Genomic DNA, 24,245 nt, shown 5'->3' with positions numbered 1-24,245 from the left:
TCTCAATATCCCGTAACGGCGTCGCGGGCACGTTGATTTGCGCGACTGGAGTTGGTGGTGATGGTTTGCTTGCGCTCGCGTTCTGGCATTGCCCCCAGGCACAGGTACTGGAGGGCGTCAGAGGGGTGGGAATAACTGTTCTTCTCCGGCTCGGTGGTGTACTTGGTCACCCCGGACACGTTCATCTGGCGGTACTGATAGCCCGTCTCGCAGGCCTTGATGACCACCTTGCAGTGGTTGCTGATGATGATGGCCGGCTGTCCCCTCCCCATCAGGCGGGAGAGCCACCAACGCACCGACTCGAGGCGGGCCACCAGGTTGTTGGTATGGGCGGGCTGGGCGTCGAAGCCTTTCTCCCAGAGCACTTCGAAGCAGGTTGTCTCGTCGGCCTGGGAGCGCCCCACCCCCGCAGGGTCACCGAAAATGGTCGCCTTCATGCCGGAGTAGCGTGCCGCCAGAAGGGGACCAAGCTGCTCGTCGATGAAGCGCTCTACCCCCATGCCGGTGGCCACCACCTCGTCAAGGATCCGCAACTGCCCGAAGGCGGTCACCTGGCCGATGATGGCGGCCGGGGTCAGGCCGAAGTCCATGCCGATGATGATGGGCAACGACTTGATGGGGCCGAGCTTGTCCTCAGACACATGGAAGCTGCGGGAGAAGTGGTCGAGGAACACCGGCTTGCCGGTAGCCACGGTGGCGAACGTGTTGCAGATCCGCGAGCGCACCCAGGCCAGCGGCTTGCCGCCGAGCTGATCGAACCAGGCCTTGTACCCCTTCTTGTTGTTCTTCACGTTCTCGGCCAGTGGGTTGGCCACAAAGCGGCGCCCCATGTGGTCGGCGTAGAATCCGGCATCGATCAGCGCCTGCAGGTCTGGCGAGATGGGAAGGCCAGGCTGCACCTCCACCAGGGCCCCGGGCTGGGCGAAGAACTCCCACCCTTCCGGGCGCAGGCTGTTGCCATCCTCGTCGGTGCCCCGCTCGAACTGGGCCCACCAGTGGTCCTCGTCCGGTGAGTTGGTGTCCATGATCATGCCGCACCAGGTCGGGCCGCCGTCCTTGCCGGATGGATAGCGCCCCTGCACAGCCCGGGAGGCCGCCTCGTTGACAATGCCGATGTCGAGGAACTGGGCCTCGTTGATCCAGATGCCGGTCATCTCGAGGGACAGCATCTTGCGAATGTCCTTCGGTCGGTCCATCGACAAAAAGAAGAACTCCGCCTCTATGGTGGTCACACCGTCCGGGTGATCGCAGCGCATCAGCCCAACGATGGGGGCGTCCCACTTGATGGGGCAGACGTCATCCGGGATCCAGTCCTGAAAGGTCTTAATGACGGTCGCCTTGAGCTCGCCGTAGGTGTTGCGAATGCATACCCAGCGGGTCTTGCGCACGCCATCGGCGTTGGGCTCCTGGCTCAGGGCGATGTCGAGCATGAACATCACGCAGCCCACGGACTTGCCGGAGCCGACCGGCCCGCGCACAGCAGACACCATGGGGCGGCGCTTGTGGATGGCATCAAAGGTCGGGCTCGGGATGTAGGAGATCGTCCTGACCTCATCCCGCATCAGGTCGTCATCACTCATCGGTGCGAACTCCGAACCCCAGATTCCAAATCACCTGCTTGGACTTGGCCGACTTGCGCAGCAGCAGGTACTCGGCGCGGGCCTTCTCGGTGATGGCCCGGTCCTTCTCTGCCTGCACGATCTTGTGATTGGTGCTTTCGACGATGAAGGGGATCTCGACGATGGTTTTCTCGATCTGCACGATGCGCCCGAGCACGTTGTCCATGGCGCGCGTGGTCGAGTTGTAGAGCTTGTAGAGGTCCATCCGCTGCTCCAGCTCCAACTCGTCTGGCGGCAGCTCCAGGTCCTTGGCAATGCGGCCCAGGGTCAGCACCCCGTTACGGAACCCGCAGCGCATGGCGATCAGCTCGTCGGTGAGGTTGGCCTTGACGGCATCCTCGATCACCTCGTCGGGGAAAAACTTGGCGTAGACCCCGTGGCGCAGGGCAGGCTGTGCCACCTTGGTAGCGCGTGGCTTGTTCGTGGACTTGCGGTGAGCGCGCTCCGGGTTGAGCGCGTCCGTCACCACCTTTTCAGTTCGCCGCGGCGTACGCTTCGGGGCGGGCTTCTTGTCGTTCTTGTCGGTCATGGCTATCTGGTACAGCGCTCCAGTGCGTCGATGTAATCGAGCAAGCGAGCCGTGGACTCACCAGAAAGAGAAACCCCGCCATCAGCGGCGGGGCTCCATTCCAGATGTGGTGCTGGCGGCGGGCAGTTAGGGTTTGCGCTGCTCGTCGCGCACCCCGTCAGAAGCAGCGCCAAAGCGATCGGCAAAGCGCCCCTGGGGGTCGGCGTGATTCGCATCGTGTTTCTCCTGTATCTCTCGGGCACGCTGCAGGCGGAGCAGTCGCGTCAACTCGTCAGCGAGCAGCCCCAGCAGCTTGAGGATGGCGTTCACGGTTTGCGGGCCTTGTCAGCCGGCAGGTTCAGCGCCACCTTGTCCAGGATCTTGGTCAGCCCGGCCAGGAAGGCCTGCACCTTGCCGATGATCTCGTCATCCCGGGTGGACGGGGTGATGGCGGCGATCTGGGCCAGGCCCTGCACAGCCATGGACGCCCCGCCCACGATGGCCATCAGGATGAATACCCAGTGGATGACCAGTTCAATGATGTTTTCCATCTCTCTCTCCTCTGTGGTTACCGGCATGCCGGCGATTGTGGCCAGGCTTGCGCCTACGCCTCGGACTTCGAAAACTCGGCCGCAGCCATCACCGGCAGCTCCCCCGCCGGCATCGGCTCACCAGTAGGCCAGCGATACGCGGTTACCCGGGAGCGAGGGAACGCCTTCACATTCACTGCGTCAGCCTGGTTGCCACCAAGCACCAGCAGGTTGCCAGCTTTGTCCTGCCCCACCACAAAACCAACGTGACCACCACCATCCCGCGAGAACACCACCACGCAACCGGCTACCGGCTTGTCCAGCTTCTCACCCCAGGAGGCATAAGACCGCGCCCCCTCAAACCGGGTGGACACGATGCCGACCCGCTCCAAGCAAGCGCCTACGAAGGCAGCGCACCAGGGGGTTTCGTCATCCTTGATGCCGCCCCGCTTGATGGCCTTCCACATCGCCACGATTTCAGGGTTGTGCTTCGGCCCCTTGATTTCAGTCAGCCCGATATGTTTGCGGGCCTCTTCTATCCAGCTCATTTCCATCATTTCGGCTCCCCCATCCCCAGGCGGCGACGCAGCGCCAGCTCCATCAGAAACAGCGCCCGCCCTCCCATGTGACCACCAATGCCAGCCGACACCGCGGCGATGTACCAGCTCGCCTGCAGCTCCATGGCGACGTAAGCCATGAGCAACCCAGCGAAGCCGCTGATGGCCATCTCCCCTATCCACTCCGCAAAGCTGAACGCAAGCTCCCTGTTCTGCTTCAAGCGCGACAAGTAACTCACCGTTCCGCCCCAGATTGCGAGAATGAACATCCACGCAAGCCCGCCATTCGGCCCAGCTAATTTCATCAACCACCCCCCGGCATCGCGCAGATGCTCGCTATCAGGTGTCATGGCCTATCCCCCACCCCGGAAACGAAAAAGCCCGCACAGTGGCGGGCCAGAAACGAAAAAGCCGGGCTCAAAAAGAGTCCGGCTATGATGGGAAGATTTTGTGCCACGCGACCGCAAATAGCAAGCAATCGCAGATATTGGCGGGCGTCGGGTTATTGACGGTTGTTACTCTGGCTTCTCTTTCTCAGCCCAATCCTTACCCCACCCTACAGCGCCACATGGGCGCCTAATCTGCGAGCTGAGTCATCATGCCGCCTTGGCCTTGTCCAGGTACTGGTGGAACGCCCGCACCGCATCGCTGTAGCAATACTGCAGTTCCTGTGCGGCACTGCGCTCTGCATCGCTGGCAAGCTCTGGGGCCGAGATGTACCCGGCGTGGCAGTGCGGACAGGTGTGCGGCTTCGGCTTGGTCAGCTCCCCGGTACCGGAGCAGGCTGGGCAACGGCCCCCCTGGGTATCGCGCTCACAGCGAGAGAGGATGAGGGCCCGCACCCGCACTGCGTTCTCGTGATCCCCCAACAGCTCCAGCTCCCTGGCCCGCTGCGCTTCACGACGACCGTAGGGGTGGTGGCGCTTGTAGAGCCGCAGCAGTCGCTCGGGGTCGCTGCGCAGCTCCGCGGCGCTCATCACTGCACTGGGGGGGTAGCTGCAGACCAACTGGCGCAGGGCGACACCATCACCCAGGTGACGGGCACGCAGCACCATCACCCCGACCGGGTGCAGGCGGTCGGCATGAGCCAGGGCAGCCAACACCTCCTCCCGGCTTGTGCCTTCCGGTGAGCGGCCGGCACGCTGCGACTCCGCCTCGATGGATACCGCCTTGGGGGCGTGCAGTTTGATAAGAAGCTCGATGCTCATGGGTTGGTCCTCTGGTCTTTGGTCTGGTTGAAAGCGGAGAGCAGCCAGGCACGCAGCTGGCCGGACTTGATGTGTTCTGGGGTGGCTTCGATGACGGTCCACCCCAGCAAGGTGGCCTCGTTCATCTTGGCCCGGTCCTCTACGAACCCCCTCCCCCGGGTGTGCCGACCGCCGGAGTGGATCCCGCCGTGGATCTCGACGGCGATCATGTGGGTGGGCCAGGCGAAGTCGAGGCGCCAGCGGCGCTTGGGGTGGAATACCAGCTCGGTGGCGGGGTCAGGGAAGCCGACCAGTTGGGCCAGCACGCGCTGGTGCAGGTCGCCCACCTGCTGCGCCTTCTTGGCCTTCGCCACCACTTGCTTGACCTTCGGGTACTTGCCGAGTAGGCGGCCTGCCTCCACGACGGATAGATGGATCATTCGAGGTGCGCCGCCATGAATCCGGCCTTGGCGTTCTCCAGCTGGCCCAGCAAGGTGAAAGGCTGGTAGCCGTTCGCCCAGGCTCGGGAGCAGGAATAATCGCTGTTGACCGTCACGATCAGGCAGTTGATGACCTCCCCACGCTTGGCGCGCTCGAGTATCTGCTCAAGGATGGAGACGACGTTGATGCCGCTCTCCTTGCTCACCTCTGCGAGGTTGACAACCTTGTCTCTCATGCAGCCCTCCCGACCATGACAATCAAACTCCAATCCAGCAGCACCGGCAGTGCCAGCACCCAACGCGACCACTTATCGCCAAACTGAAACTTCATCAACCAGTACACAGCTGCAGTGATCATGCCGCCCTCCCGATGGTGTTCTTGCGTAGTTCGGCGACCTCCCTGGCCACCTGGGTGAGCAGGGTCTCCTCGCTGCCGTGCTCCTGCTGCCAGGTGCGCGGGGCAGCGTGGAAACCGGTGGGGTAGCAGGCGCGGTGGTGCCGGGGGCAGAGCGGCAACACTCGGGTGTGCTCGGCGCGCTGGGCCATGCCAGACCCAGAGCGCACGTGATGGATTTCCGCTTGCGTGGCGCCATACCCGGCATTGCGGCAGGCAACACAACCAAGAGAGGCGACGTCGGAGAGATGCTGCTTGTCAACCTTGGTCTTGCTCATCGCGAGCTCCTCGCATCATGTGGGCCTGCAGCGAGTGCAGATCCAGCAGAGTGAAGAACCCGCCTTTCTGCGGGCACCAACCGGCCGTGTCGATGTGGATCACGTTGCCAAGTGCGGACGGGTTGCTCATGGGGGTGTGGCCAACGACAAGGGCGTGCACATCAGGAACGCCGCTATCATCACCCTGCTCCACGCGCTGACGGGACCACATGCAGGAGTTCTTGATGGATCGCAGCAATCCAGGGCGCCCCTCTGCGCCATCCTCGAGCTTTTCCAGCAGGAACCGCCAAGATGGGAATGGGCAATCGGCGTGGACCAGGCCAATCAGCCCACCCGGCGTTTCCACCTCGATGGCGATCGGCAGCTCACGGAACTGCACCGCGTACTCCTGTCGCTCCACATGGGGCAGCGCCATGAACCAGCCGCCGCCGTTCTGCACCCAGTTACCAAGGTCGCAGGTGTCGTGTCGGCACACATAATCGTCGTGGTTGCCGCGCACCGGGTGGAACCAGGGCTTGGCCAGCCATTCCAGCACCAGTTCGCATTCCGGCCCCCGGTCAACCAGGTCACCAACAGAGAACAGGCGATCGCGCGCGGGATCGAACTCCACCTTGTCGAGAGCCCGCTGCAGCAGGGTGAAGTGGCCGTGAATGTCGCCGACCGCGAAATCTCGCCCTGCGGTATTCGCAGAAAATTTCTTTACCAGTGAGCTCATGCCGCCGCCCTCCCGTATGCCGCCACCCAGTCAAAGCCGCGGCGGGATTCATCCCCGAACTTCACGCCCTGCTGGGCACCGAAGGACTGGGCCAGCTCGATGAGATCGCGCATCTCGCGCACGCTCATTTTGGAAGTGGACTTGCCCAGCACCACGAAGCCGTTACCGTCAATGTTCGGCACCACGTCTTGCTGGTACAGGGCAGCAGAGAGGACGTTCTTCCAGTCCTCCTTGGCGAGCTTGCGACCGTGCCAGACCACCTGCTCGGCGATGTCGGTCATGACGGCCCAGAACAGGGCATTCTGGGCCAGGGTCCGGGTCAGCTCCTTGATTTCGATGACCAGCGGCTTGTCCTGGTCAACCGGCAGGCTGGCAACCAACAGGCTGGCGCGGGCCCGGATATCGGGGCTGCGCAGGAAATACTTGGGGTAGCTCATGCCGCCACCGCCTTGGCTGCAACGGCCTCGGCAGTGGGGAACGGCGAGAGGCGGTAATGCCACACCTGCTTGCCGTCGATGTTCTGGTTGCTGGAGTGCTTCTCCCAGCCGTGGCAGCAGACTTCGCGCAGGCGGGCGCTGATGGCGGCCTGGGTGTCGGCGTGACCGTAGCGGCTCCAGCACTCGCGCTCGATGTCGCGCAGGGTGCGGGCCTTGCCGTCGCTCATGACGGCGATAACGCGCCCCAACTGGGTCGCGATGGATAGATCTCGGGTATGCGGTTTGGTCATGGTCTGGGTCCTTTGGTCAACGGCCGGGTGGTCTAGGTCCGGCCTGAAACATGTTACGGCGCGATATACCGATTGTCACTGGTTGGCAAGGCCCTCCCCTTCGAAGTTATCCACAACCCCAAATGAGTCACCGCCTCGCAACGCCAGCACTGGCGCGGCTCTCAGCCGTGCGGCTTCCTCCGCCACTAGCTCCGGCGTCGTGCTCTGCACCAACCAATGCCCTGCGCCACGCTGCTGATCGGTGTATCCCAGCGCATCGATCTCGTCGGCCACCTCGAGCTGCACACGCTCCCCGCACCAACCCCGAACGGGCGGATAGATCACCACCCGGCAGAATTTCGCGGCCTTGACCGCGGCGATCACGTCTTGGTTGAACATCCCTAAATCCTCCCTGTGATGGTGTAACCGCGCTGGCGGCGTTCGGTGAGTATCCTGTCCAGCTCAACCTGCACCGCCTCGCTCGTCACGTCGCCGTCACGCTGCAACACAATCACGGTCGCCTCCATCTCGCATGCCCTGATGGACATCTCCAGCCGCGGTGCCCTGGTTGGTGCGGCCGTGGCTGGCTGCCGGCGCAGTATCTCTGCCCGCACTTCTGCCGGACGCGGGGCGAACTGGCGCTCCACATCGGCCGCCATGTCCTGCACCACCTCCCGGATCTGGGCTGGAGTGAACCCGCGCAGCACGCCACCCCAAGCCAACGCCACACCGCGGGCATTGGCATCCAGCTGGTTGGCGCTGGCAGGCCAACTCCCGGCCATCAGCGGCAGCAGCTCCTCAGCGATGAATGCGGCCATGCGGGCGCTCATGGCGGGTGCATCCTGGTTGGCTGGCAGTGCGGTCACGTTAGAGGGGAGTGTCGTCGTCATAGCTGACAGCTCCCGATTCGATGAGACTGCGCGCCTGCTGCTGGGCGGCGGCAATGTTGGACATCGGCTTGCGCTTACCCTCGAAGCCCTCCCACTCGCCGTTCAGACAGCGCGGGCGACCGATCTGAACCCAGCGTTGGGCGCCAGCCAGGTACCCGGCGAACTTCTGCGGCGCAAACAGGGTCATTGGCCGCAGGTATTCGGCCATTTTCAGGTTTGCGGACCAGTGCTCGCGCTTGAAGTCGATCACCAGTTGCAGATCGGCCACGGAGTAGCCCTCCGCCAGTCTGGCGTTGATGTTCTGCAGGGTGGTTGGCTTGGCCTGATAGCGGCGATTGCATGCGGCGTTGAGGTGGTTCAGCACAGCCAGTGAATCCGCTGATGGCTCTGCCGTTTTTTTAGCCGGTTTTGTTTCGTCAGAAACAGAACAAGAGATCTGTTTATTATCTTCAGAGTTTATATTGTTATTAATGATAAGATCTTCGGCATGATACTCCGCACCTAACTCCGCGCCGCTGAGTTGGCGATCACCCTCTAACCCCATATCTGGCGCGTCCTCAAACTCCGCACCATACTCCGCGCTAAAGTGTTGCGAAACTCCGCGCTGATAAGCGTCGAAATTCAGCAGGCTGATGATGGTGTAACCACTCTTGCCCTGCTTGGTCGTCCTGCTGATCGCTCCCTCCTCCTCGAAATAGTCCAGCGCCCGGCGAGCCTGATCCTCAGATACGCCACACGCTTTCCCGAGCGAACGAGCAGAGCAAGCCAGCTGACCACGATGAATGGTGAGGCGGTTGCCATTGAAGGTGACTTCACGGCTCTCGTAGGCCGCATCCAGCAGCAAATGCAGCCACACGGACTTCTTGGCTACATCCTTGTACCAGGGGGCATTCAGCATCGACGAGTAAGCGAGGCGGAAGCCATTGCGGGCATTTTCGCTCACGTTGCTACCTCTGCTGATAGGTTTGGAAATGGGGGCGCTCGGCCCCGGGAATTTGATAACGGCGCTCATGCGGCCTCCTCCTGCGCATCTGCGCACATCTCTGGCAGGTTTGCGCGCACCAGGGCGGCAGCCAGTGGCGGGCACACGGCATTGCCGCAGCGGGCCACCTGCGCTGTCTTGGTGAACTTCTTGCCGGTGGCGTCGTGATCGATCACGTAGTCGGCCGGGAACCCCTGGGCGGCGAACAGCTCATGGGGTTCGAGCATCCGCATGCCGATATCGACGATCTGGTAATCCTCGCCGCGCACGGTGACCAGACCGAATCGGTCCCGGGTGGTCACGGTATGCAGTGGCTCAGAGCAGGGGATGGTTGAGTCGGTTCCGTAATACTTGAGCAGGAAGGCCCGCACCTCGCCGATGTGCAGTCCCCCGGCGGTGACGGTGGGCATGGGTTCGGTTACTGGCTGGCCGTGCTGACAGGTGCCGCGCAGTTTTACCAGGTGGCTGGTGACCAGCGCATTGTGGTCAACAGTGGTCACGGTCGGCAGCGGCTGGGTCAGCTCGGCACCCACGACGCCTGTGTAATGCTTGGCCAAGAAGGCAGACACCAAGGCAAAGTGACCTCCCTTTACCTGGGCGCAGATGGTGCGCAGCGGCTCATCTGCAGGCATGTTGCGCTGATGGCTGGCGTTGGCGAACTCGGTGATGAAGGGGGCAAGCGCTGAAGTGTGGCCTACAGGCACGATAAACGGCTGGGCTGTCTCGATGACGAACCGCTCCAGCCCCTTGGCAATCCGGCGCAGGGTATTCTCGGCCAGCGGCCGCTTGCGCTCGAAGATAGAGGGACACGGGATCGACCAGTCGATCACGTCAGCAGCGGTTGGCCACGGCAGCAGCTTGCCCGCTTTCACCTCGGCACTGGCTGGATCGCCATGGGTCGGCTTGGGCCACACGATGGGGGCGCCATCCCGGCGGGCGATCAGAAACAGGCGCTTGCGGATGGTGGGGGTGCCGTAGTCGCAGGCGCGCAGCTCCCGCCACTCCACCTTGTAGCCCTGGCGGCGCAGGGCGTTGATGAAACTGTTGAAGGTGCGGCCCTTCTTGGCCGGGTCCGGGCGAGCGTTACCCTCAGCGTCGATCAGCAGCGGGCCCCAGGTCTGAAACTCCTCGACGTTCTCCAGCATGATCACCCGGGGGCGAACAGTCGCAGCCCAACGCAGGGTGACCCATGCCAGCCCCCGGATCGTCTTGCTGACCGGGGTCGAACCCTTGGCCTTGGAGAAGTGCTTGCAGTCGGGAGACAACCAGACCAACCCCACAGGGCGGCCGGCCACCACATCACGCGGCACGATGTCCCACACCGATTCGCAATAGTGCTCGGTGACTGGGTGGTTGACGGTGTGCATGGAGATCGCGTCAGGGTCGTGGTTGATGGCGATCTCCGGGCTGCGGCCCAGCGCCATCTCGATCCCGGTAGACGCCCCGCCGCCACCGGCGAAGTTGTCCACGACGATCTCATTGAAGAGGCTGAAGGTGTTGCGACAGACAGCAGCCAGTGGCGATTTACGCATGAGCCACCTCCTGCTCGGTGTACTCACAGGTGGGGCACTCGTAGGCGCGGTCATTGGTGCCGGACTGCAGATCACTGCCGCACAGTGGGCAGTGGTTGAGGTCGTTCAGCAAGGGGTGGCCCCCATGGGCCATGGTTGAATTGGTCATTGTTGGGTCCTGTGGTGTTTAAGCTGCCCGCTGGTGAGGCGGGCAGGTGCTGCTTATGCGCTGGGTTGTGCCTCGGCACGTTCAAGGGTGCGGGCTTCGAGCTCGCGGGCCAGGCGAACAGCCTGGCGGTCGGTGCCGGCTGCGTGAGCGGTCGAGATCAGCGGCTCGTCGAGGGCTAGGGCCAGCTCGTGCATGACCGACTTCAGGATGATGTTGTCGCGATCGCTGACGTGCTGGGATGCCTGGCGCGGCGGACGTAATTGCATGGTCATGGGTTACCTCCCGAGGACAAAGTTGATGAGTTTTTGCAGGGGGCGCAGCGGGCGCTCCTCGTTGTAGGCGGCCTCGTCTTCTTGGCTGAACTGGAGCAGGCCGCGCTCGGGCAGACCGGAGCCCTCCAGGATCTCCTCGACGGTCACGGGCGGGAATCCCTGCTCGAGCAGGCTTCGATTGGCCCGTTTGACGGCCCTCGCCAGGATCTGGGGTTCGTGCTGAGATATGGCCTTGAGCAGGATCAGCAGCGAGGTGCGGGCAAATGCGGTTTCAGTCATGCCACACTCGGCACCGACTTCTTGCCACACCTGGCGCTGGGCCGGGGTGCCGCGCACCCGTAGCGGGGAGCGGGTGCTCATATTTTCATGATCGTGGAGCGTTACTCTTCCCATGGGGTTGGTCCTCTGTGTTGGGTGAGAAAGCTGGCCGGTGGTCAGGCGGCGATGGGCTTCAAATAGCCAAGGTCGATCAGGCGTCTGGTCAGCCACTGCTGACCTTTGCCGGTCACCATGGGCGTGAAGGTGGGGACGGTCTCATCGTTATGAGTGCGGGTGCCCTCCTTGACGGTGAAGTACCCACGCTCGATGTAGTCCTGGAATGGCAGGTTGTGCCGATTCCCGCCGCTCATCAGGATGCGGTGTTCGCGCAACGCCCGGAACAGCACGTTCTGGCCGAGCCCAACGGCGCGGGCGTAGTTGCCGATATTGACGCCCTTGTCGTCACCGGCAACGCGATCGGCAAATGCCACCTTGGGCGCCTGCACTGCCAGCAGGTGGTTTTTCTGTTCCACCTCCAGCGCGAGGCGACCCGCTTCAAGCAGCGCGGCGGCATAGGTCTGCGGGATCTGCGGCCCCTGTTGGGATTCCAGCTCCTGCCAGCGCTTGATGATCGCCATCCGCAGGGCGGCACTGTAGCCAGCAACCAGGCAGAGGGATTCTTCCTTGGTCAGCAAAAGGCACGGCTGGGTGCGCCCTCGGCCGTCTTTGTAATCGGCTGGCTTTTCAGCCGATTGAATTTCGACCAGCATTTTGCGGATGTCGGCCAGAACGTTCTTGTGCTCCTTCCCTGTCAGTTCGGCGATCTCAACGCTGCTCATGGTCTGGTCGTTGTTGATAAGGCTCAAATTGGTCATGGTTTGGGTCCTGTGGATGGTTGAGTGGCTGGTTAGGCCGCTTGGTTGGGTTGATAACGACCTGCAGCCCTCACCTCATCAGGCGAATAAGTCCCGCCAGACAGGTCGCTGATGATCTCGGAGTAATTCGTCTCCCCGGTAAATTCAGTGCGGGGAAGACAGTCGCGAGCCAGCCACTTGTATACCGCGCGCGGGCTAATCTTCGCCGCCTTGGCGATATGGATGACTCCGCAATGGGAGATAATGGTCTTGAACGATGACATGATATGCCTCCTTGATGTACTCGCAGTTCATAATAAACGTGAACTGATTGAGACTCAAGATATCGTTACGATTGAACCAATGGTACAAACTAACGATGAAAGGGCAGCCTTCGCCCAGCGACTCCAAAAAGCAGCTAACGCTGCTGGCCTGCCAAGTCGTGGCCGAGGCGCAAAAATAGCCCAACACCTCGGGGTCACCCCAAAGGCCGTCAGCAAATATTTTAATGCTGAGGCCATCCCTGCGCGTGACACCATGATCGCCCTGGCCAACATGCTCGGGGTGTCGGTTTCCTGGCTTCAATACGGTGAATCGGAATTGGAGTTAATGACCCGCACACCGCAGCGGCTGATCCCAGTGCTCGATTACGTTCAGGCGGGCGCCTGGACGGAGGCTTGCGGGGCCACTGATATTGATGGCAGCACCGAATACATCTATGCGGATCCACGAATGGGGAAAAATGCGTTTGCCCTGCGCGTCAAAGGCGACAGCATGTTGCCAGAGATCCGCCCCGGCGATGTTGTGCTCATTGACCCAGACGCAAGCCCCCGCCCCGGGGAGTTTGTGGTTGCCAAGAACGGCAACGGCGAGGCCACGATCAAACAATACCGCCCGCGCGGAGTGAATGATAAGGGTCAGGAGTGGTTCGAGCTGGCACCGCTCAATGATGTATTCCCAACCATGAGATCAGACCTGCAAACGATCCAGTTGATTGGCGTCGTGGTGGAGCATCGGCGCAGCACCAGAAAGGCGTTATAAGCAATAGGGAGGAACCCCATGCAGATGGAAGACGTGCTCACGCTATTGGGTTTGGCAGGGGGCGTTTACTGGCTGGTCAACAACCGAACAAAAACCAGCACACGCGAAACAATCACCGAGCGAAAAACAATACTCACTGACTCGGGCTCAATCACCTATGAACGCCAGCGGGAAATAGACTCCAAGCAGATGGCGATCATGCGAGAGGGGGTACGTCAGTTTGAAAAAAGCAAAAACGTCCCCCCCGTCAATACCGAGCCCCAGCAAGCGATAATCAACCGCGACACGGCCACCCATCTCACCGCTATCGCCAGCACAAAGGCCAATAGCCCGGTGACAACCCACAAACCTATCCAGCAACAACCCATTGAGCGGCCTGCCCCTCAACCACCAACGACAGTAACCCGCACAACCTACAGCGTGATTGATGAACCCCCAGCCAAGGGTGTTGTGATCGAGGCGATAAAAACTACCCCACAATCAGTCAAACGCTGCCCTAAGTGCCGGAAAACCAAGCCCACCCCTTCGTTCCGCTCCAACTCAAACACCCCGGACGGCCTGACAAAATGGTGTATCGACTGCATGACCTCGCCAGGCGAAGAGCGCCATTATAAGATTTGCCCTAAGTGCGGTATGCGCCGCCTGAAAACAAACTTTGAAGAAAATAAGAACAGGCCTGATAAGCTAACCAAATGGTGCCGTTACTGCCTGAATCGCAAGTAGCCACGACCCCACCAAAAGCCGCGCAATGCGGCTTTTTTTATGCCCGCAGAAAAGCGCCCACAGAAAGAGCGAAAAAAAACTTGCATTAAATGAACCGCGAGTACACTATAAACCACATCAGGTACACGTTGTACTGAGCACCACCAGGGCGACAGCATCGACCGGTAGCCAGACGTAACAAATTAAGTACCACCCGGCAACAGGACCCGGCCCCTGACCAGGGCAGAAGTGAGGCGCCTGACCAGCGCGTAAGAACGACAAAGCCCGCACAAGGCGGGCTTCGAAGGACCGGGGACCACCCAGTCATTGTGCCGGGGGACCAACCCCAGCAACAGGACCCGACCAAGCCAAAGCAAGGAAGGGGTTAACGAGGACCACCCGCTAACAACGGAGACTGTATCATGACCAGACGCCTTTTTTCCAGAGCCGCGAAAAGCGCCGACCAGATCGTTGCCGCCATCGCCGACCGCCTGAACGGCAACGCCGCCCGCCGCCGAACCATCAAGCAACGCTTGACGGTTGCCATGATGGCCACCGAGCGGCACCACATTGTTGCTGCTCGAGCCGCCCAGAAGCGCACCACCGGCCTCACCACGAGTAACAACCTTCTCAAATGGCGCGCCGAGTTCCACCGCAACGCCATCTGATTTCCCGGGTCTGGCGCTTCCCTCATAGCGCCGTAGCCAAAGCCTCTTTTTCAAGCACCTCAAGGATGCTTTGGCTTCGCTCACGCCAAATTCGGCTGAGCTCGCTCTTTAACAACTCGGAACCGGCTCACAACCACGAATCCCGATGCCGGTAGGGATGCGCCGATAACCCGTCAATTCGGAAAGCGGTGCGTGAACGTGAACGGATCCCGGCTTGCGAGCCGGTATCCCAAGGCGGCTATAGCAATGCTGTGGCCTCCTTCGGATAACCACTGAAGGAAATCCCCATGAATAGCAAAAAGTTTCAACAGCTGGCAGCGAACTGGACGCGCTTACGCAACCTGCCGTCGCCAATGGATTTTGAAGGCGACTACCAGTACGTAAAGCGCTCAGCAAATGACGCGCCATATCGCGGGGCTGAAAAAACTCCAGACAATCCAAGCAGAAAGGCTGTTCTGCGAGTAAGCAACCCGCTGCCAGTGCCGAGCGAATGCAATATCTGCGGTGAGGCTGCGGTGAGAATTGGCACTCACGGTGAGGTATACGGACGCGAATACAGCGACTGGCCTTACGTTTACCTGTGCGAGTGCTGCGGCTCATACGTTGGACTCCACCCTTTCACGGCGATCCCACTTGGAACGCTGGCTGACCGCAAAACGAGAGAGGCGAGAAAATCCTGCAAAGAGCCTTTTGAAAGGCTCCATCGCTCCGGGGTGATGTCGCGCGAACAGGCTTATGCATGGTTGGCCAAGGCGATGGGGATCCCCACCGGAGAATGTCACTTTGGGTGGTTTACCGCCGAGCAGTGCACTGCGGCCAAGGCGCTGTGTATCGGCAGGCTAAGCCACAAGAGATAACCAGCAACCACAGGACCCCGACCATGAAAAACCTGACCGAAGCCCAGGTGATGGGCTTTCGCGGCGCGATGGTGCCACCCACCCGCCGCAAGTACCACGTAGACGCCGCCCCATCCGCCGAACAGACGCGAATGGCCCGTAACAAAGCCGCCACCCGCCGCGCCATCGAGGAGTATCACGAAGCGCGAGCCCTGCAACTGGAAATGGAGATGTAGCCATGACCAACGAAACCACCCTGCTCGCCCTACTGGAGAGCCGCGAGGCCGAGGCCAACGCCAAGGCCGAGTGGATCGCCGAGTGGGCCGCGACAAACCGCCCCCTGCTATTGGCCGGGATGCTTGAAACCGACCCGGCCACCCTGCTCGCCGAGGTGAATGCCGACCAGCACCGCCACTACAACCAGGCTATCTGGCTGCTGATGCACGAAGGCCGGCAAGCGCCACTGACGCAGTTCATTGACCAGGTGGTCGATGCCGGGCTGGCAGAGCTCGCTCAGGCCGCCTGGCGCAGTCACCTCGCCGCCCTGCACGACGCCATGAGCGAGCAGCAATGGGAGCAGTACCAAGACAGGAGGAATGCAGCATGACTCAGCACACGACAGAGCCTTGGAAGGTATCCCTCGAAGACTCAACTCCAGAATGGTCAGTCATTACCGCCGCTGGCGGACGCGTGGTGGCTAACGTCAACGAAGAAACTGGCCCAGAGCTTATTGCTGGGGTCCCAGTGATGAGGGTTATGCCAGGTGAGCTCAACGCTCGCCGCATTGTGGCATGCGTGAATGCGTTGCGAGGAGTCCCAACCGAAGAATTGGAGCGCCACCACCTTGCTCATGCCGGTGAGGTGCGGTTCAGAATAGAAATGACACGCCAGCGCGACGAGCTGCTGGCTGCGCTGGAAAAGCTTTCCGGTGACGTAGAGGCGCTGATGAAAGAAAGCGGCGGCGTCTATGGCCTGCACCAAAATGGCGAACCGGCGCCATGGGGTGAGCTTGTTGTGGGTGGGCGGCATGAAACTTGGCTGCTCAGTCTGACCGATGCGGTGGAGCTTATCGCCAAGCTCAAGGCTGGTGCAGCATGAACGCCATTGCCGACACCTCCGCCGCGCACCCGCTTGGTCGGGTGTTCGGCCTCTCCAATGAGGAGTACCACGCTGGCCCCGGGGTCAGCAAAAGCCAGCTCGACCAGATCGCCGAAAGCCCGGCCACCTACATATGGGCCAAAAACGCCCCGGTAGATGAAGAAAAGCTCAAGGCCTTCGACATGGGCAGCGCCATCCACTGCCTGCTACTGGAGCCCGACGAGTTCAAAGACCGCTTCATCATCGCCCCACCGTTCAACCGCCGCACCAATGCCGGCAAGGCAGAAGAGGCCGAGTTCCTGGCCAGCTGCGCAGAGCTGGGCAAGACGGTGATGGATGCCGAGGAGGGACGCAAGCTCTACCTAATGCGCGACAGCGTGATGGCCCACCCGGACGCCCGCTGGCTGCTGGAGCAGGAAGGACACAGCGAGGCCTCCTTCTACTGGATTGACCCCCAGACCCAGGAGCTGTGCCGGATCCGCCCCGACCGCCACCTGAGCAATCACCCCATCATGATCGACGTGAAGTCGGTAGACGATATGGGGCGCTTCGAGCGCCATGTCGAGGACTTCCGCTACCACGTGCAGGATGCCATGTACTCCGAAGGCTTCCACCGGGTGATGGGCGAGGAGCCGGAATTCGTCTTTCTGGCTGTCAGCACCAGCGTGAACTGTGGCCGCTACCCGGTGCGGGTGCGCCCCCTGACGGATGACTGGAAAGATGCGGGCAAGGACCTGTTCCGCCGCGACCTCCATCGCTTCCACGACTGCCGGGTCAACAACGACTGGCACGACTTCAAACCCCTCCAGCGCCCAGCCTGGGCGACAAGGAAAGCAGCATGAGCAACATCACCAGTATCAAGCAGCAGGCGGCCGATAACTTCGCCGCCCAGTTCCCCATTCTCGTCCAGCGAGGCATCGACGAGCCGACCTGGAACGCCCTGTGCAACACCATTTACCCGGGAGCCAACCCCGATTCGGTGGTCATGGCTATCGACTACTGCAAGGCTCGCGGCCTGGACATTCTGCTCAAGCCAGTCCACCTCGTCCCCATGCAGGTCACCGATGCCCGCAGCAAGGAGAAGGTCTGGCGGGATGTGCCGATGCCCGGGATCGGCATGTACCGGATCCAGGCCGATCGCTCCGGCAACTACGCGGGGGCCGACGAACCCGTGTTCGGACCGGATGTGACCGAGGAGTTCCAAGACCCCTACAACCAAAGCGCCAAGATCAAGGTCACCTACCCGCAATGGTGCAAATACACCGTCTTCAAGATGGTCAATGGCCAGCGGGTTGCCTTCCACGCCCTGGAGCGCTGGAAGGAAAACTACGCCACCCAGAGCGGCAAGACCGAGTGCCCCAACGCAATGTGGCGCAAGCGGCCCTATGCCCAGCTCGCCAAGTGCACCGAGGCGCAGGCGCTACGCAAGGCCTGGCCGGAGATCGGTAGCGAGCCCACCGCCGAGGAGATGGAGGGCAAGGAGATCATCATCAACGAGATCCCAGGTAGCCAACCGCAGCATGGCGCACCGGCAAAGAGCCGCACCCTGGATGCCATCCGCGGCCAGAGCACCGAATCGGTCACCCTGGAGCATGAGCAGATGGCCGAACCCGCCCAGGCGGACCACGCCAACGCCTACGCCGACCACTGCGCCGCCATCGAGGGGGCATGTGATACCACCGAATGGCAGCAGGCCTACACCACCGCCTGGACCTGGGCCAACGAAACCGGCGACCAGAACATCATCGCAGGTATCAAGCAGATCGCCGGCGAGCGCAAGAAGCAACTCAGTGCCGGGAACGGCGCCCAGCAATAACTCATCAGGCCCGCTCACTGCGGGCCTTTTCAATCCTAAGGACCCGTCATGACCGAACAAGCCAAGACCGACAACACCCAGGCCCAACTGGTTGTCATCGAACCCACTACCGCCGTCGCCCTGTTCACCGAGGGCCAGGGCGTGGCTGAACTGCTGGCCGACATTCGCCAGAAGGCAACCAGCCTGGTACCCGACATCACCACCGCCAAGGGCCGCAAGGAGATCGCCAGCGTCGCCCATGCTGTCGCCCGCACCAAGACCTACCTGGACGGGCTCGGCAAAGAGCTGACCGACCAGTACAAGGAGATCCCCAAGCGCATCGACGCCAACCGCAAAACCCTGCGCGACACCCTGGACACCTTGAAAGACGAGGTGCGCGCCCCGCTCACCCAGTACGAAGCGGCAGAGGAGGCCCGGGTGGCAGCACTGCAATCCCGACTGGCCCGCCTCAATGAACTGGGATCCTCTGCCAGTATCGAGATCGCCGCCGCCGACCTGCAGGTCATGCTGCAGGAGGTCGAGCAGAACGCCCTGGACGACTCCTGGCAAGAGCTGCTGCCCCAGGCGACCGTCGCCAAGGAGCTCGCAACCAAGCGCCTCGGCGAGGCCCTGGCAGCCCGCCAGAAGTACGAAGCCGAACAGGCAGAGCTGGAACAGCTGCGCCAGAAGCAGGCCGAACAGGATCGCATCGACCGCGAGCGCCTGATAGCCGAGCAGGCGGCGGAGCAAGCCCGCCTTCAGGAAGAGAATCGCCAGCGCCTGGAGCGTGAAGCCGCCCAGCACCGCGAGCAGGAGGCCCAACGCCAAGCCCAGGTCGCCCGTGAACGTGAAGAACAAGCCCGGCGCGATGCCGAAGCCGCCGAGCTGGCCCGCCAGCAGGCCGAAGCCAACGCCGCACGCATGGCAGAGGAGGCTGCTGCCCGCGCCGCAGAGCAAGAGCGTCAGCGCATCGCCGACGAGCAGCGCCAGAAAGCCGCAGAGGATGCTGCGCGCGCCGCCGACATGGAGCACCGCCGCACCATCAACAACGCCATCCTGATGGACCTGATGGGCCTGGGGATCGAGGAGGGCAAAGCCATCAACCTCATCAAGCACATCGCCGGCAACAAGATAGACCACCTGACCATCAACTACTGATCACCCGCCCCGCCGCCAACGGGGATTTTTCTCTCCCAGAGGACCAACCATGACCACGCTGAACCCCAGCGAGGCGACCAGTCTCGCCCTGAACACCCTCACCAGCCAGATCAGCAACATCCTGCTGATGCCGGACGGCCCGGCCAAGGCCGCCATCGGCAGCTTCGAAAGCCTGCTCACCGCCAACCTGACCATGATCAGCGAGGCAGCCAATGCCCATATCGACGAGTTCAACGGGCTTATCGACCAACTGGAAGCCAGGGATGGCGAGCTGCTCACCCAGGCGGCCCTGGTCAGCGAGCTGCGCCAGCAGGTTGCCGAAGCCGAGCAGCGCATCGTTGCCGCACGACAAGAAGGTGCCATCGGGTTGGAAGCCAAGGCCGAAGAGCTCTACAAGGCCCAGCGCGCTCTGAACGACGTCCAGACCAAATACAGCGCCCTGCAATACAGCGCCCGCCAGCTCGAGCGCCAACTGGCCGACCTCAACGCCATGGATCCGGCAGGCATGAAACGCCGCATCAAGGAGAAGAACGAGCTGCTTGAGGGGCAACGCACCGCCATCGCCAAGCACAAGAGCAACGAGGCCGCCTACCGCGCTGAAGTGTTGAAGCTGGAGCGCCGTATCAGTGAGTTGCTGGGCGTCATCAACGATCAGGACCGTGAGCTGGAGCGCCGCCACACCGTCATCATGGAGCTGGAAAGCGCCCGTGCCGCCAAGCTGGTCTGGCACAAACACCTCGCCAACACCTACCAGGGCGAGGATGGCACGCTCTGGAACGTCTACCTGGTGGATCACGGCCTGAAATCCAACCTCCCCTACCTCATCAACGACCTCAACTGGAAGCTGCACGCCATGAAATCCGATGGCTCCGGCTGCTCGGTCATGCTGAGCCAGTGGATGAACCCTATCTACCCGACGCCCTATGGTGCCGGGGCCCCGGACGACATGACCCAGGACATCTTCGCATTTATGCAGGAGGCCCTGGAGCAGAGTCACCCCCACCTGCAGCCGCGCACCGAATGGGCCAAGACGGTCAGCATCCATGAATGTGGCTTGCCGCCGCGCACCATCAAGCCGCTGGAGGAGGCCGGGATCGACACTCTCTACAAGGTGATGAGCCACCAGGGGAACAAGCTGGACAAGGTGAAGGGGATCGGCGAGAAGCTGGTCGGCCAGATCGTCTACGCCTGCGAGCTCAAGGTGAAGCTGTGGGAGGAGCAGTTCGTCGCCAGCAAACAGGAAGAGCAACACCAGGAGGCAGCATGAGTAAGGCCCCACTGTGCGCAGACTGCGTGCACCAGCAAACCAATAAAGGTGAGGCTCTGTGCACTCGAAAATACGTTCTGCACCGCACCGACCACTCCACCGGCCAGCAGCACAAATGCCTCACGTTCTGCATGCCATGCAGCGACGAGCGCAGCCGCATCGTCCCGTGGGCATGCGGTAAGCGTGGCCGCCACTTCGTAGCCAAGGAGGCCGACAATGGCTGACTACCGCGGCTCTACCACTCCAGAAGCCACCCGCGACATGACTCAGACCCCGCTCTATCTCTTCCGGGCGCTGGATCTTGAGTTCAACTTCGCCCTCGATGCCGCTGCCCTGCCGGAGACGGCGCTCTGCGAGAAGTACCTGACACCGGATATCGACGCCCTGAGCGTAGATTGGGGCGACTTTATCAGCCCGTCAGTGCGCTCGCCGTGGGCATGGCTCAACCCACCCTACTCCGATATAGGGCCGTGGGTAGAAAAGGCCATCGAGCAGCAGGGGCACGGCATCGGCACCGTCATGCTGGTCCCCCAGGACACCAGCACCGAATGGTATCCCGGTATGCGTGCCAGCGAGGTGCGGCACATCACTGGCTACCACGATGCCAATGGCAAATGGCGCAACGGCCGGGTGAGCTTCATCAACAAGGCCACCGGCGAGGAGATGAAGGGCAACCCCAAGGGCTCCATGCTCCTCATCTTCGCCCCAAACTGGCGCGGTGAATGCCGGATCCGCGATGTCAGCAAGCTCACCCTGCTGCTTGCCGGAGCAGAGCCCATCAGCGCTGCCGCCTGATCCCCACAACCAATCCACCGCCCGCCACACAGAAACGGTGGATAAGTCGAGGACCCCCATGAAAACCACGGAAAACCCCTACTGCGGTGCAGTAGTCATCGGGTTGGGCGTCGTCATGCCCCATCCCAAGCAGCCCGGCAAGTTCGTTCTGCCAGGCGGCATCACCTGCGACAGGCAAACCGCCGAGGCCGCAGCCAAGAAGATCCACGACCTGCAGGCCAAGAAAGCCCGCAACTAACCGACCAACAACAGGACCCAGACCATGAACCATTCCGTTATCAAATCCGCCAGCGTCTACAGCGCCAAGCTCCCAGCCATCGGCGCCATGCGCGAACACCTGGCCGAACTCTCCTTCACTCCGCTCACTGAAAATCAGCTCAGCTGCGCCGGGTTCGAGAACAACCAGGTGACCGGCGAGCTTGTTACCAACCTGCCAGGCGTCGGCTACGTATTCGTCGTGCGCCAAGACACCAAGCTCATTCCGACCAAGATCGTCAACCGCAAGCTCAAAGATCGCGTTGACGCGCTGATAACCTCCGGTCTGCGTGAGAAGGTTACCCGCAAAGAGAAGCAGGCCATGAAGGAGCAACTGATTGTCGAAATGGCCTCCACCGCCGAATATGAAACCACGCTTGTCCACGCCCTGTATGACCAGAACAACGAGTTGCTGTACCTCAACACCACCACCAAGCGCCCGCTCAAGGTGGTCATGCACCTGCTGGTGAAGTGCATGGGTTCGCTCAAGACCCAGACCATCCACATCGACGACATCAAGATGGGGATCAGCAACCGCCTGAAAGACTACCTGACCGATAGCGCAGAGCGCCCAGAAGCGCTCGGCCCCTTCTCCCCGCTCCAGTTCGTCAAGCTCAAGTCTGCCGACACCGCGCAAGAGATGGTGACCTTCAAGGGTATGGATCTCAACGGGGAGCGCGCCTCTGATGTTGTTTCCCTGCTGGAAGCTGGCTACCAGGTGGAAGAGCTGGAGCTGTGGCACGAACCCATCAGCTTCAAGCTGAACAGCGATTTCAGCCTGCGCGCCATCACCATGCCGGATTACGACTCGGATGATGACGCCGATGACTACGCCCACCACTGGCGCCAGTGCAACGCTGCGAACCTCATCCTGCTGTCGAAGGCCATCACCGACCTCTGCACCATGATGGACTACCAAGCCCCGGCAGAGGAGAAAGCGGCATGTGAAGCAGTTCCGGCTGACCAAGACCAGCTTTATCAAGATGCCGTTGAATTCGTAATGGAGTCAGGCAGGGCTTCTATCAGTGCAATCCAGCGCCATTTCAGGATTGGATACAACCGTGCAGCGTGGCTTGTTGAAGCCATGGAGACCAGGGGCATCGTCAGTACGCCCGACTCGCAGGGTCTCCGGAAAGTGATTGCCGGAGGTGCCGCATGACCGACCTCACCATTACCGACACCAAAGAGGTCTGGGTGGTTTACACCAACACCGACCTCGCCGAGGGGCGTGGGTATCAGTACCCGATCCACGTCTGCGGATCAGCAACCACCGCCGCACGCATGGCGACACGCAAGGGCGTCCAGGGGAGCGACGCCAACGTCAGCAAGGAGATCGCCGTGAAGGTGCGAGGCAGTTGGCTGGCGCCGGTGAGCATCATCGAGCCCAACGATGCAGATCGCCGCGCTGACGCGCTCAACGCCGAGCGCCTGCGGGTGATGGACAAGGCCCGAGCTGCCGGCCTGACGGACGACGAAATCAGAATGCTGGGGGATGTATGAACGAACACACCAAGGGCCTGCTGCGGGTGGGCCATTCCGGGGCGGTTGTGGCAGACCACCCCGTCCCAGAAATGAGCGGCAGCGATGCCGTCGAATACTACGGCGGCCACTTGGTCGCCGAGTCAGTCACCGCCGCCAATGCCCGGCGGCTGGCAGCTTGCTGGAATGCCTGCGACGGTTTCACCACCGAAGAACTAGAAGCTCACACCGGGCCTCGCCTCCTGCGCGCTCGCCTTGAGGGTGCATTCGCTAGAATCGACGAGCTGCTTAGCGAACGGAATCGGGTTGGCATTGATATCAGTAGTGCCATTCTCTCCGGCATCGTCCCAGACCGTCACCCTCTGCGCTCGCGACTGGAGCTGCTGGCCAATCACCACAAGCACGAGCGGGCCATCGCTGACCGCTGCCAGTTGCTGGCGCTCCTGCTGCACGAAGCACGAAACCCACTCATCACCGCTATGGAAGCCTCAAGCGAAGATGCGTCAACCGAGACTGAAGAATTGCTTGAGAGCATCGACTCCGTGTTGGCTGGAAATCTGCCGGAGCGGAAGATCACCAAACCAGCGAGAGTATGGGGGGCTCGTTTCAGGCCCGGGATCCCAGAGCAGACTATCATCGAGGCGGCCTATCGCTACGCCGAGCATGAGTCCAGCCAGGAAGAAAAAGAGGCTGGAAAGATCAATTTTGACCTGCTGATGGCGGCCGTTCACAAGATAGCGCCAGAAGGCTGGCAGCTTGTGCCGGTGGAGCCCACTGAAAACATGATCGGGCATGGCTGCGGGGCTAGCGTCATGGTCGTCAGTGAAGTAATCAAGGCGTGGGCCGCCATGCTCGCCGCCGCACCAAAGCCGGAATGTTGCCGTCCAGTGGCGATGACTGACATGCGGTTTGTGGTATGCCCTGACTGCGGCAATAAACGCTGCCCGCGCGCCAATGACCATCGCAACGCCTGCACCGGCAGCAATGAGCTTGGTCAGGAAGGAAGTGCGTACCCAGCCGCGCCCAAGCAGCAAGGAGGTGAGCCGTGCGCTTCAGAGCCCCCATCATCCAGCCCGGACTGACCCGCACCGAAGCCGAAGAGACCCGCGCCAGATACCTCCGCATCAACCCCGGCGCCCGGGTCACCATCGACAGCCAACCCGAAAATCCCCAGCTCAAGACACTGATAGCCCACCTCCCCGGCCTGCCACTCCGGCAGGTGCTGGCGCCGGGCTTTATCGGGTACCGCGGCTGGCGAGCATAACCAGAGCCCCGGCCAGT

Annotated in this window: 41 protein-coding genes; 18 read left to right on the top strand and 23 right to left on the bottom strand. The window is 61.7% G+C overall.

Annotated elements, in window-relative coordinates; translation table 11 throughout:
• Window positions 1-2 precede the first annotated feature (2 nt).
• From C2U37_RS15245 to C2U37_RS15145, 23 genes are all read right to left on the bottom strand, one after another.
• The gene (locus tag C2U37_RS15245) at window positions 3-1,580 is read right to left on the bottom strand and encodes a TerL (protein ID WP_233768402.1); all 1,578 of its coding nucleotides are present in this window, start codon (window positions 1,578-1,580) and stop codon (window positions 3-5) included.
• On the bottom strand, window positions 1,573-2,148 hold the full coding sequence (locus C2U37_RS15240; RefSeq protein WP_104452595.1) for a hypothetical protein: 576 nt from the start codon (window positions 2,146-2,148) through the stop codon (window positions 1,573-1,575). Before C2U37_RS15240 ends, C2U37_RS15245 begins: the two co-directional genes overlap by 8 nt.
• Before the next feature lie 126 nt (window positions 2,149-2,274).
• Window positions 2,275-2,457: a hypothetical protein gene (locus C2U37_RS15235; RefSeq protein WP_104452594.1), complete on the bottom strand. Its 183-nt coding sequence runs from the start codon at window positions 2,455-2,457 to the stop codon at window positions 2,275-2,277.
• A complete protein-coding gene (locus C2U37_RS15230; RefSeq protein WP_104452593.1) occupies window positions 2,454-2,678 on the bottom strand; it encodes a hypothetical protein in 225 nt (74 codons plus the stop codon). The genes C2U37_RS15235 and C2U37_RS15230 overlap by 4 nt, the downstream gene beginning before the upstream one ends.
• Window positions 2,679-2,731: 53 nt before the next feature.
• Complete coding sequence (locus tag C2U37_RS15225) at window positions 2,732-3,214, bottom strand: TIGR02594 family protein (RefSeq protein ID WP_104452592.1); 483 nt, start codon at window positions 3,212-3,214, stop codon at window positions 2,732-2,734.
• Window positions 3,211-3,444 carry a phage holin family protein gene (locus C2U37_RS15220; protein ID WP_233768401.1) on the bottom strand — a complete coding sequence of 78 codons (234 nt, stop codon included), beginning with the start codon at window positions 3,442-3,444 and terminating at the stop codon, window positions 3,211-3,213. Before C2U37_RS15220 ends, C2U37_RS15225 begins: the two co-directional genes overlap by 4 nt.
• 366 nt (window positions 3,445-3,810) lie before the next feature.
• Window positions 3,811-4,422, bottom strand: coding sequence for a hypothetical protein (locus C2U37_RS15215; protein ID WP_104452590.1), 612 nt, complete (start codon window positions 4,420-4,422; stop codon window positions 3,811-3,813).
• The gene (locus tag C2U37_RS15210; protein WP_104452589.1) at window positions 4,419-4,841 is read right to left on the bottom strand and encodes a hypothetical protein; all 423 of its coding nucleotides are present in this window, start codon (window positions 4,839-4,841) and stop codon (window positions 4,419-4,421) included. Before C2U37_RS15210 ends, C2U37_RS15215 begins: the two co-directional genes overlap by 4 nt.
• A complete protein-coding gene (locus C2U37_RS15205; protein ID WP_104452588.1) occupies window positions 4,838-5,077 on the bottom strand; it encodes a hypothetical protein in 240 nt (79 codons plus the stop codon). Before C2U37_RS15205 ends, C2U37_RS15210 begins: the two co-directional genes overlap by 4 nt.
• Window positions 5,074-5,199: a hypothetical protein gene (locus C2U37_RS25265; RefSeq protein ID WP_267893173.1), complete on the bottom strand. Its 126-nt coding sequence runs from the start codon at window positions 5,197-5,199 to the stop codon at window positions 5,074-5,076. The genes C2U37_RS15205 and C2U37_RS25265 overlap by 4 nt, the downstream gene beginning before the upstream one ends.
• The gene (locus tag C2U37_RS15200; protein ID WP_104452587.1) at window positions 5,196-5,513 is read right to left on the bottom strand and encodes a Ref family recombination enhancement nuclease; all 318 of its coding nucleotides are present in this window, start codon (window positions 5,511-5,513) and stop codon (window positions 5,196-5,198) included. Before C2U37_RS15200 ends, C2U37_RS25265 begins: the two co-directional genes overlap by 4 nt.
• Window positions 5,494-6,228 carry a metallophosphoesterase gene (locus C2U37_RS15195; RefSeq protein WP_104452586.1) on the bottom strand — a complete coding sequence of 245 codons (735 nt, stop codon included), beginning with the start codon at window positions 6,226-6,228 and terminating at the stop codon, window positions 5,494-5,496. Before C2U37_RS15195 ends, C2U37_RS15200 begins: the two co-directional genes overlap by 20 nt.
• Window positions 6,225-6,665 (bottom strand): recombination protein NinB, encoded by a 441-nt coding sequence (locus C2U37_RS15190; protein WP_104452585.1) that lies wholly within the window; start codon window positions 6,663-6,665, stop codon window positions 6,225-6,227. The genes C2U37_RS15195 and C2U37_RS15190 overlap by 4 nt, the downstream gene beginning before the upstream one ends.
• Window positions 6,662-6,955, bottom strand: a complete 294-nt coding sequence (locus tag C2U37_RS15185; RefSeq protein WP_104453251.1) for a hypothetical protein — start codon at window positions 6,953-6,955, stop codon at window positions 6,662-6,664. Before C2U37_RS15185 ends, C2U37_RS15190 begins: the two co-directional genes overlap by 4 nt.
• Before the next feature lie 75 nt (window positions 6,956-7,030).
• A complete protein-coding gene (locus C2U37_RS15180) occupies window positions 7,031-7,333 on the bottom strand; it encodes a hypothetical protein (RefSeq protein ID WP_104452584.1) in 303 nt (100 codons plus the stop codon).
• A gap of 2 nt (window positions 7,334-7,335) precedes the next feature.
• Window positions 7,336-7,764, bottom strand: coding sequence for a hypothetical protein (locus C2U37_RS15175; protein WP_103858385.1), 429 nt, complete (start codon window positions 7,762-7,764; stop codon window positions 7,336-7,338).
• A gap of 37 nt (window positions 7,765-7,801) precedes the next feature.
• Complete coding sequence (locus tag C2U37_RS15170) at window positions 7,802-8,836, bottom strand: conserved phage C-terminal domain-containing protein (protein ID WP_104452583.1); 1,035 nt, start codon at window positions 8,834-8,836, stop codon at window positions 7,802-7,804.
• A complete protein-coding gene (locus C2U37_RS15165; protein WP_104452582.1) occupies window positions 8,833-10,338 on the bottom strand; it encodes a DNA cytosine methyltransferase in 1,506 nt (501 codons plus the stop codon). The genes C2U37_RS15170 and C2U37_RS15165 overlap by 4 nt, the downstream gene beginning before the upstream one ends.
• Window positions 10,331-10,486 carry a hypothetical protein gene (locus C2U37_RS24895; RefSeq protein WP_199770457.1) on the bottom strand — a complete coding sequence of 52 codons (156 nt, stop codon included), beginning with the start codon at window positions 10,484-10,486 and terminating at the stop codon, window positions 10,331-10,333. Before C2U37_RS24895 ends, C2U37_RS15165 begins: the two co-directional genes overlap by 8 nt.
• 53 nt (window positions 10,487-10,539) lie before the next feature.
• A complete protein-coding gene (locus C2U37_RS15160) occupies window positions 10,540-10,758 on the bottom strand; it encodes a hypothetical protein (RefSeq protein WP_104452581.1) in 219 nt (72 codons plus the stop codon).
• 3 nt (window positions 10,759-10,761) lie between these two features.
• A complete protein-coding gene (locus C2U37_RS15155) occupies window positions 10,762-11,151 on the bottom strand; it encodes a hypothetical protein (protein ID WP_104452580.1) in 390 nt (129 codons plus the stop codon).
• A gap of 41 nt (window positions 11,152-11,192) precedes the next feature.
• Window positions 11,193-11,891: a phage antirepressor KilAC domain-containing protein gene (locus tag C2U37_RS15150; RefSeq protein WP_104452579.1), complete on the bottom strand. Its 699-nt coding sequence runs from the start codon at window positions 11,889-11,891 to the stop codon at window positions 11,193-11,195.
• Window positions 11,892-11,923: 32 nt separating this feature from the next.
• On the bottom strand, window positions 11,924-12,154 hold the full coding sequence (locus C2U37_RS15145) for a hypothetical protein (protein ID WP_104452578.1): 231 nt from the start codon (window positions 12,152-12,154) through the stop codon (window positions 11,924-11,926).
• Between C2U37_RS15145 and C2U37_RS15140 the strand changes: the two genes are divergently transcribed.
• From C2U37_RS15140 to C2U37_RS15055, 18 genes are all read left to right on the top strand, one after another.
• Window positions 12,141-12,911, top strand: coding sequence for a LexA family protein (locus C2U37_RS15140; protein WP_223955063.1), 771 nt, complete (start codon window positions 12,141-12,143; stop codon window positions 12,909-12,911). The two genes, C2U37_RS15145 and C2U37_RS15140, sit on opposite strands and share 14 nt — an antisense overlap.
• An 18-nt stretch (window positions 12,912-12,929) precedes the next feature.
• Window positions 12,930-13,634 carry a hypothetical protein gene (locus C2U37_RS15135; protein WP_104452577.1) on the top strand — a complete coding sequence of 235 codons (705 nt, stop codon included), beginning with the start codon at window positions 12,930-12,932 and terminating at the stop codon, window positions 13,632-13,634.
• 401 nt (window positions 13,635-14,035) lie between these two features.
• The gene (locus tag C2U37_RS15130; RefSeq protein ID WP_104452576.1) at window positions 14,036-14,281 is read left to right on the top strand and encodes a hypothetical protein; all 246 of its coding nucleotides are present in this window, start codon (window positions 14,036-14,038) and stop codon (window positions 14,279-14,281) included.
• Window positions 14,282-14,568: 287 nt separating this feature from the next.
• Window positions 14,569-15,138 carry a zinc-finger-containing protein gene (locus C2U37_RS15125; protein WP_197971599.1) on the top strand — a complete coding sequence of 190 codons (570 nt, stop codon included), beginning with the start codon at window positions 14,569-14,571 and terminating at the stop codon, window positions 15,136-15,138.
• A 23-nt stretch (window positions 15,139-15,161) separates the two neighbouring features.
• Window positions 15,162-15,353, top strand: coding sequence for a PA3496 family putative envelope integrity protein (locus tag C2U37_RS15120; protein ID WP_104452575.1), 192 nt, complete (start codon window positions 15,162-15,164; stop codon window positions 15,351-15,353).
• 2 nt (window positions 15,354-15,355) lie between these two features.
• Window positions 15,356-15,724 carry a hypothetical protein gene (locus C2U37_RS15115; RefSeq protein WP_104452574.1) on the top strand — a complete coding sequence of 123 codons (369 nt, stop codon included), beginning with the start codon at window positions 15,356-15,358 and terminating at the stop codon, window positions 15,722-15,724.
• Window positions 15,721-16,215 carry a hypothetical protein gene (locus C2U37_RS15110; protein ID WP_104452573.1) on the top strand — a complete coding sequence of 165 codons (495 nt, stop codon included), beginning with the start codon at window positions 15,721-15,723 and terminating at the stop codon, window positions 16,213-16,215. Before C2U37_RS15115 ends, C2U37_RS15110 begins: the two co-directional genes overlap by 4 nt.
• On the top strand, window positions 16,212-17,057 hold the full coding sequence (locus C2U37_RS15105; protein ID WP_043129261.1) for a PD-(D/E)XK nuclease-like domain-containing protein: 846 nt from the start codon (window positions 16,212-16,214) through the stop codon (window positions 17,055-17,057). Before C2U37_RS15110 ends, C2U37_RS15105 begins: the two co-directional genes overlap by 4 nt.
• The gene (gene bet / locus C2U37_RS15100) at window positions 17,054-18,031 is read left to right on the top strand and encodes a phage recombination protein Bet (protein WP_104452572.1); all 978 of its coding nucleotides are present in this window, start codon (window positions 17,054-17,056) and stop codon (window positions 18,029-18,031) included. Before C2U37_RS15105 ends, bet begins: the two co-directional genes overlap by 4 nt.
• 48 nt (window positions 18,032-18,079) lie before the next feature.
• Window positions 18,080-19,168 carry a hypothetical protein gene (locus C2U37_RS15095; RefSeq protein ID WP_104452571.1) on the top strand — a complete coding sequence of 363 codons (1,089 nt, stop codon included), beginning with the start codon at window positions 18,080-18,082 and terminating at the stop codon, window positions 19,166-19,168.
• A 49-nt stretch (window positions 19,169-19,217) separates the two neighbouring features.
• Window positions 19,218-20,435 (top strand): hypothetical protein, encoded by a 1,218-nt coding sequence (locus tag C2U37_RS15090; protein WP_104452570.1) that lies wholly within the window; start codon window positions 19,218-19,220, stop codon window positions 20,433-20,435.
• The gene (locus C2U37_RS15085) at window positions 20,432-20,659 is read left to right on the top strand and encodes a hypothetical protein (protein ID WP_104452569.1); all 228 of its coding nucleotides are present in this window, start codon (window positions 20,432-20,434) and stop codon (window positions 20,657-20,659) included. Before C2U37_RS15090 ends, C2U37_RS15085 begins: the two co-directional genes overlap by 4 nt.
• Window positions 20,652-21,230 (top strand): phage N-6-adenine-methyltransferase, encoded by a 579-nt coding sequence (locus C2U37_RS15080; protein WP_104452568.1) that lies wholly within the window; start codon window positions 20,652-20,654, stop codon window positions 21,228-21,230. Before C2U37_RS15085 ends, C2U37_RS15080 begins: the two co-directional genes overlap by 8 nt.
• A gap of 58 nt (window positions 21,231-21,288) precedes the next feature.
• On the top strand, window positions 21,289-21,468 hold the full coding sequence (locus C2U37_RS15075) for a hypothetical protein (RefSeq protein WP_104452567.1): 180 nt from the start codon (window positions 21,289-21,291) through the stop codon (window positions 21,466-21,468).
• Window positions 21,469-21,492: 24 nt separating this feature from the next.
• Window positions 21,493-22,644, top strand: coding sequence for a recombination-associated protein RdgC (rdgC, locus tag C2U37_RS24890; protein ID WP_199770456.1), 1,152 nt, complete (start codon window positions 21,493-21,495; stop codon window positions 22,642-22,644).
• Window positions 22,641-22,985 (top strand): hypothetical protein, encoded by a 345-nt coding sequence (locus C2U37_RS15065; protein ID WP_104452566.1) that lies wholly within the window; start codon window positions 22,641-22,643, stop codon window positions 22,983-22,985. The genes rdgC and C2U37_RS15065 overlap by 4 nt, the downstream gene beginning before the upstream one ends.
• Window positions 22,982-24,046, top strand: a complete 1,065-nt coding sequence (locus tag C2U37_RS24885) for a hypothetical protein (protein WP_199770455.1) — start codon at window positions 22,982-22,984, stop codon at window positions 24,044-24,046. Before C2U37_RS15065 ends, C2U37_RS24885 begins: the two co-directional genes overlap by 4 nt.
• Entirely contained in the window at window positions 24,010-24,228 is a 219-nt protein-coding gene (locus C2U37_RS15055; protein WP_104452565.1) for a hypothetical protein, read from the top strand. Before C2U37_RS24885 ends, C2U37_RS15055 begins: the two co-directional genes overlap by 37 nt.
• The last annotated feature ends 17 nt before the right edge of the window (window positions 24,229-24,245 follow it).

Origin of the sequence: Aeromonas sp. ASNIH1 (assembly GCF_002934285.1) — a bacterium.
GTDB lineage: Bacteria > Pseudomonadota > Gammaproteobacteria > Enterobacterales > Aeromonadaceae > Aeromonas > Aeromonas caviae.
This window is presented reverse-complemented; position numbering and strand designations above follow the sequence as displayed.

Excerpts from the sequence above, each read along its gene's own strand:
- C2U37_RS15155 (WP_104452580.1), bottom strand. The coding sequence starts at position 11,151 with ATGGGAAGAGTAACGCTCCACGATCATGAAAATATGAGCACCCGCTCC.
- C2U37_RS15170 (WP_104452583.1), bottom strand. The coding sequence starts at position 8,836 with ATGAGCGCCGTTATCAAATTCCCGGGGCCGAGCGCCCCCATTTCCAAA.
- C2U37_RS15210 (WP_104452589.1), bottom strand. The coding sequence starts at position 4,841 with ATGATCCATCTATCCGTCGTGGAGGCAGGCCGCCTACTCGGCAAGTAC.
- C2U37_RS15225 (WP_104452592.1), bottom strand. The coding sequence starts at position 3,214 with ATGATGGAAATGAGCTGGATAGAAGAGGCCCGCAAACATATCGGGCTG.
- C2U37_RS15165 (WP_104452582.1), bottom strand. The coding sequence starts at position 10,338 with ATGCGTAAATCGCCACTGGCTGCTGTCTGTCGCAACACCTTCAGCCTC.
- C2U37_RS15195 (WP_104452586.1), bottom strand. The coding sequence starts at position 6,228 with ATGAGCTCACTGGTAAAGAAATTTTCTGCGAATACCGCAGGGCGAGAT.
- C2U37_RS15120 (WP_104452575.1), top strand. The coding sequence starts at position 15,162 with ATGAAAAACCTGACCGAAGCCCAGGTGATGGGCTTTCGCGGCGCGATG.
- C2U37_RS25265 (WP_267893173.1), bottom strand. The coding sequence starts at position 5,199 with ATGATCACTGCAGCTGTGTACTGGTTGATGAAGTTTCAGTTTGGCGAT.
- C2U37_RS15200 (WP_104452587.1), bottom strand. The coding sequence starts at position 5,513 with ATGAGCAAGACCAAGGTTGACAAGCAGCATCTCTCCGACGTCGCCTCT.
- C2U37_RS15095 (WP_104452571.1), top strand. The coding sequence starts at position 18,080 with ATGACCGAACAAGCCAAGACCGACAACACCCAGGCCCAACTGGTTGTC.
- C2U37_RS24895 (WP_199770457.1), bottom strand. The coding sequence starts at position 10,486 with ATGACCAATTCAACCATGGCCCATGGGGGCCACCCCTTGCTGAACGAC.
- C2U37_RS24885 (WP_199770455.1), top strand. The coding sequence starts at position 22,982 with ATGAACGAACACACCAAGGGCCTGCTGCGGGTGGGCCATTCCGGGGCG.
- C2U37_RS15145 (WP_104452578.1), bottom strand. The coding sequence starts at position 12,154 with ATGTCATCGTTCAAGACCATTATCTCCCATTGCGGAGTCATCCATATC.
- C2U37_RS15180 (WP_104452584.1), bottom strand. The coding sequence starts at position 7,333 with ATGTTCAACCAAGACGTGATCGCCGCGGTCAAGGCCGCGAAATTCTGC.
- C2U37_RS15115 (WP_104452574.1), top strand. The coding sequence starts at position 15,356 with ATGACCAACGAAACCACCCTGCTCGCCCTACTGGAGAGCCGCGAGGCC.
- C2U37_RS15215 (WP_104452590.1), bottom strand. The coding sequence starts at position 4,422 with ATGAGCATCGAGCTTCTTATCAAACTGCACGCCCCCAAGGCGGTATCC.
- bet (WP_104452572.1), top strand. The coding sequence starts at position 17,054 with ATGAGCAACATCACCAGTATCAAGCAGCAGGCGGCCGATAACTTCGCC.
- C2U37_RS15230 (WP_104452593.1), bottom strand. The coding sequence starts at position 2,678 with ATGGAAAACATCATTGAACTGGTCATCCACTGGGTATTCATCCTGATG.
- C2U37_RS15205 (WP_104452588.1), bottom strand. The coding sequence starts at position 5,077 with ATGAGAGACAAGGTTGTCAACCTCGCAGAGGTGAGCAAGGAGAGCGGC.
- C2U37_RS15175 (WP_103858385.1), bottom strand. The coding sequence starts at position 7,764 with ATGAGCGCCCGCATGGCCGCATTCATCGCTGAGGAGCTGCTGCCGCTG.
- C2U37_RS15065 (WP_104452566.1), top strand. The coding sequence starts at position 22,641 with ATGACCGACCTCACCATTACCGACACCAAAGAGGTCTGGGTGGTTTAC.
- C2U37_RS15110 (WP_104452573.1), top strand. The coding sequence starts at position 15,721 with ATGACTCAGCACACGACAGAGCCTTGGAAGGTATCCCTCGAAGACTCA.
- C2U37_RS15185 (WP_104453251.1), bottom strand. The coding sequence starts at position 6,955 with ATGACCAAACCGCATACCCGAGATCTATCCATCGCGACCCAGTTGGGG.
- C2U37_RS15130 (WP_104452576.1), top strand. The coding sequence starts at position 14,036 with ATGACCAGACGCCTTTTTTCCAGAGCCGCGAAAAGCGCCGACCAGATC.
- C2U37_RS15075 (WP_104452567.1), top strand. The coding sequence starts at position 21,289 with ATGAAAACCACGGAAAACCCCTACTGCGGTGCAGTAGTCATCGGGTTG.
- C2U37_RS15080 (WP_104452568.1), top strand. The coding sequence starts at position 20,652 with ATGGCTGACTACCGCGGCTCTACCACTCCAGAAGCCACCCGCGACATG.
- C2U37_RS15085 (WP_104452569.1), top strand. The coding sequence starts at position 20,432 with ATGAGTAAGGCCCCACTGTGCGCAGACTGCGTGCACCAGCAAACCAAT.
- C2U37_RS15240 (WP_104452595.1), bottom strand. The coding sequence starts at position 2,148 with ATGACCGACAAGAACGACAAGAAGCCCGCCCCGAAGCGTACGCCGCGG.
- C2U37_RS15125 (WP_197971599.1), top strand. The coding sequence starts at position 14,569 with ATGAATAGCAAAAAGTTTCAACAGCTGGCAGCGAACTGGACGCGCTTA.
- C2U37_RS15135 (WP_104452577.1), top strand. The coding sequence starts at position 12,930 with ATGCAGATGGAAGACGTGCTCACGCTATTGGGTTTGGCAGGGGGCGTT.
- C2U37_RS15150 (WP_104452579.1), bottom strand. The coding sequence starts at position 11,891 with ATGACCAATTTGAGCCTTATCAACAACGACCAGACCATGAGCAGCGTT.
- C2U37_RS15160 (WP_104452581.1), bottom strand. The coding sequence starts at position 10,758 with ATGACCATGCAATTACGTCCGCCGCGCCAGGCATCCCAGCACGTCAGC.
- rdgC (WP_199770456.1), top strand. The coding sequence starts at position 21,493 with ATGAACCATTCCGTTATCAAATCCGCCAGCGTCTACAGCGCCAAGCTC.
- C2U37_RS15245 (WP_233768402.1), bottom strand. The coding sequence starts at position 1,580 with ATGAGTGATGACGACCTGATGCGGGATGAGGTCAGGACGATCTCCTAC.
- C2U37_RS15105 (WP_043129261.1), top strand. The coding sequence starts at position 16,212 with ATGAACGCCATTGCCGACACCTCCGCCGCGCACCCGCTTGGTCGGGTG.
- C2U37_RS15090 (WP_104452570.1), top strand. The coding sequence starts at position 19,218 with ATGACCACGCTGAACCCCAGCGAGGCGACCAGTCTCGCCCTGAACACC.
- C2U37_RS15190 (WP_104452585.1), bottom strand. The coding sequence starts at position 6,665 with ATGAGCTACCCCAAGTATTTCCTGCGCAGCCCCGATATCCGGGCCCGC.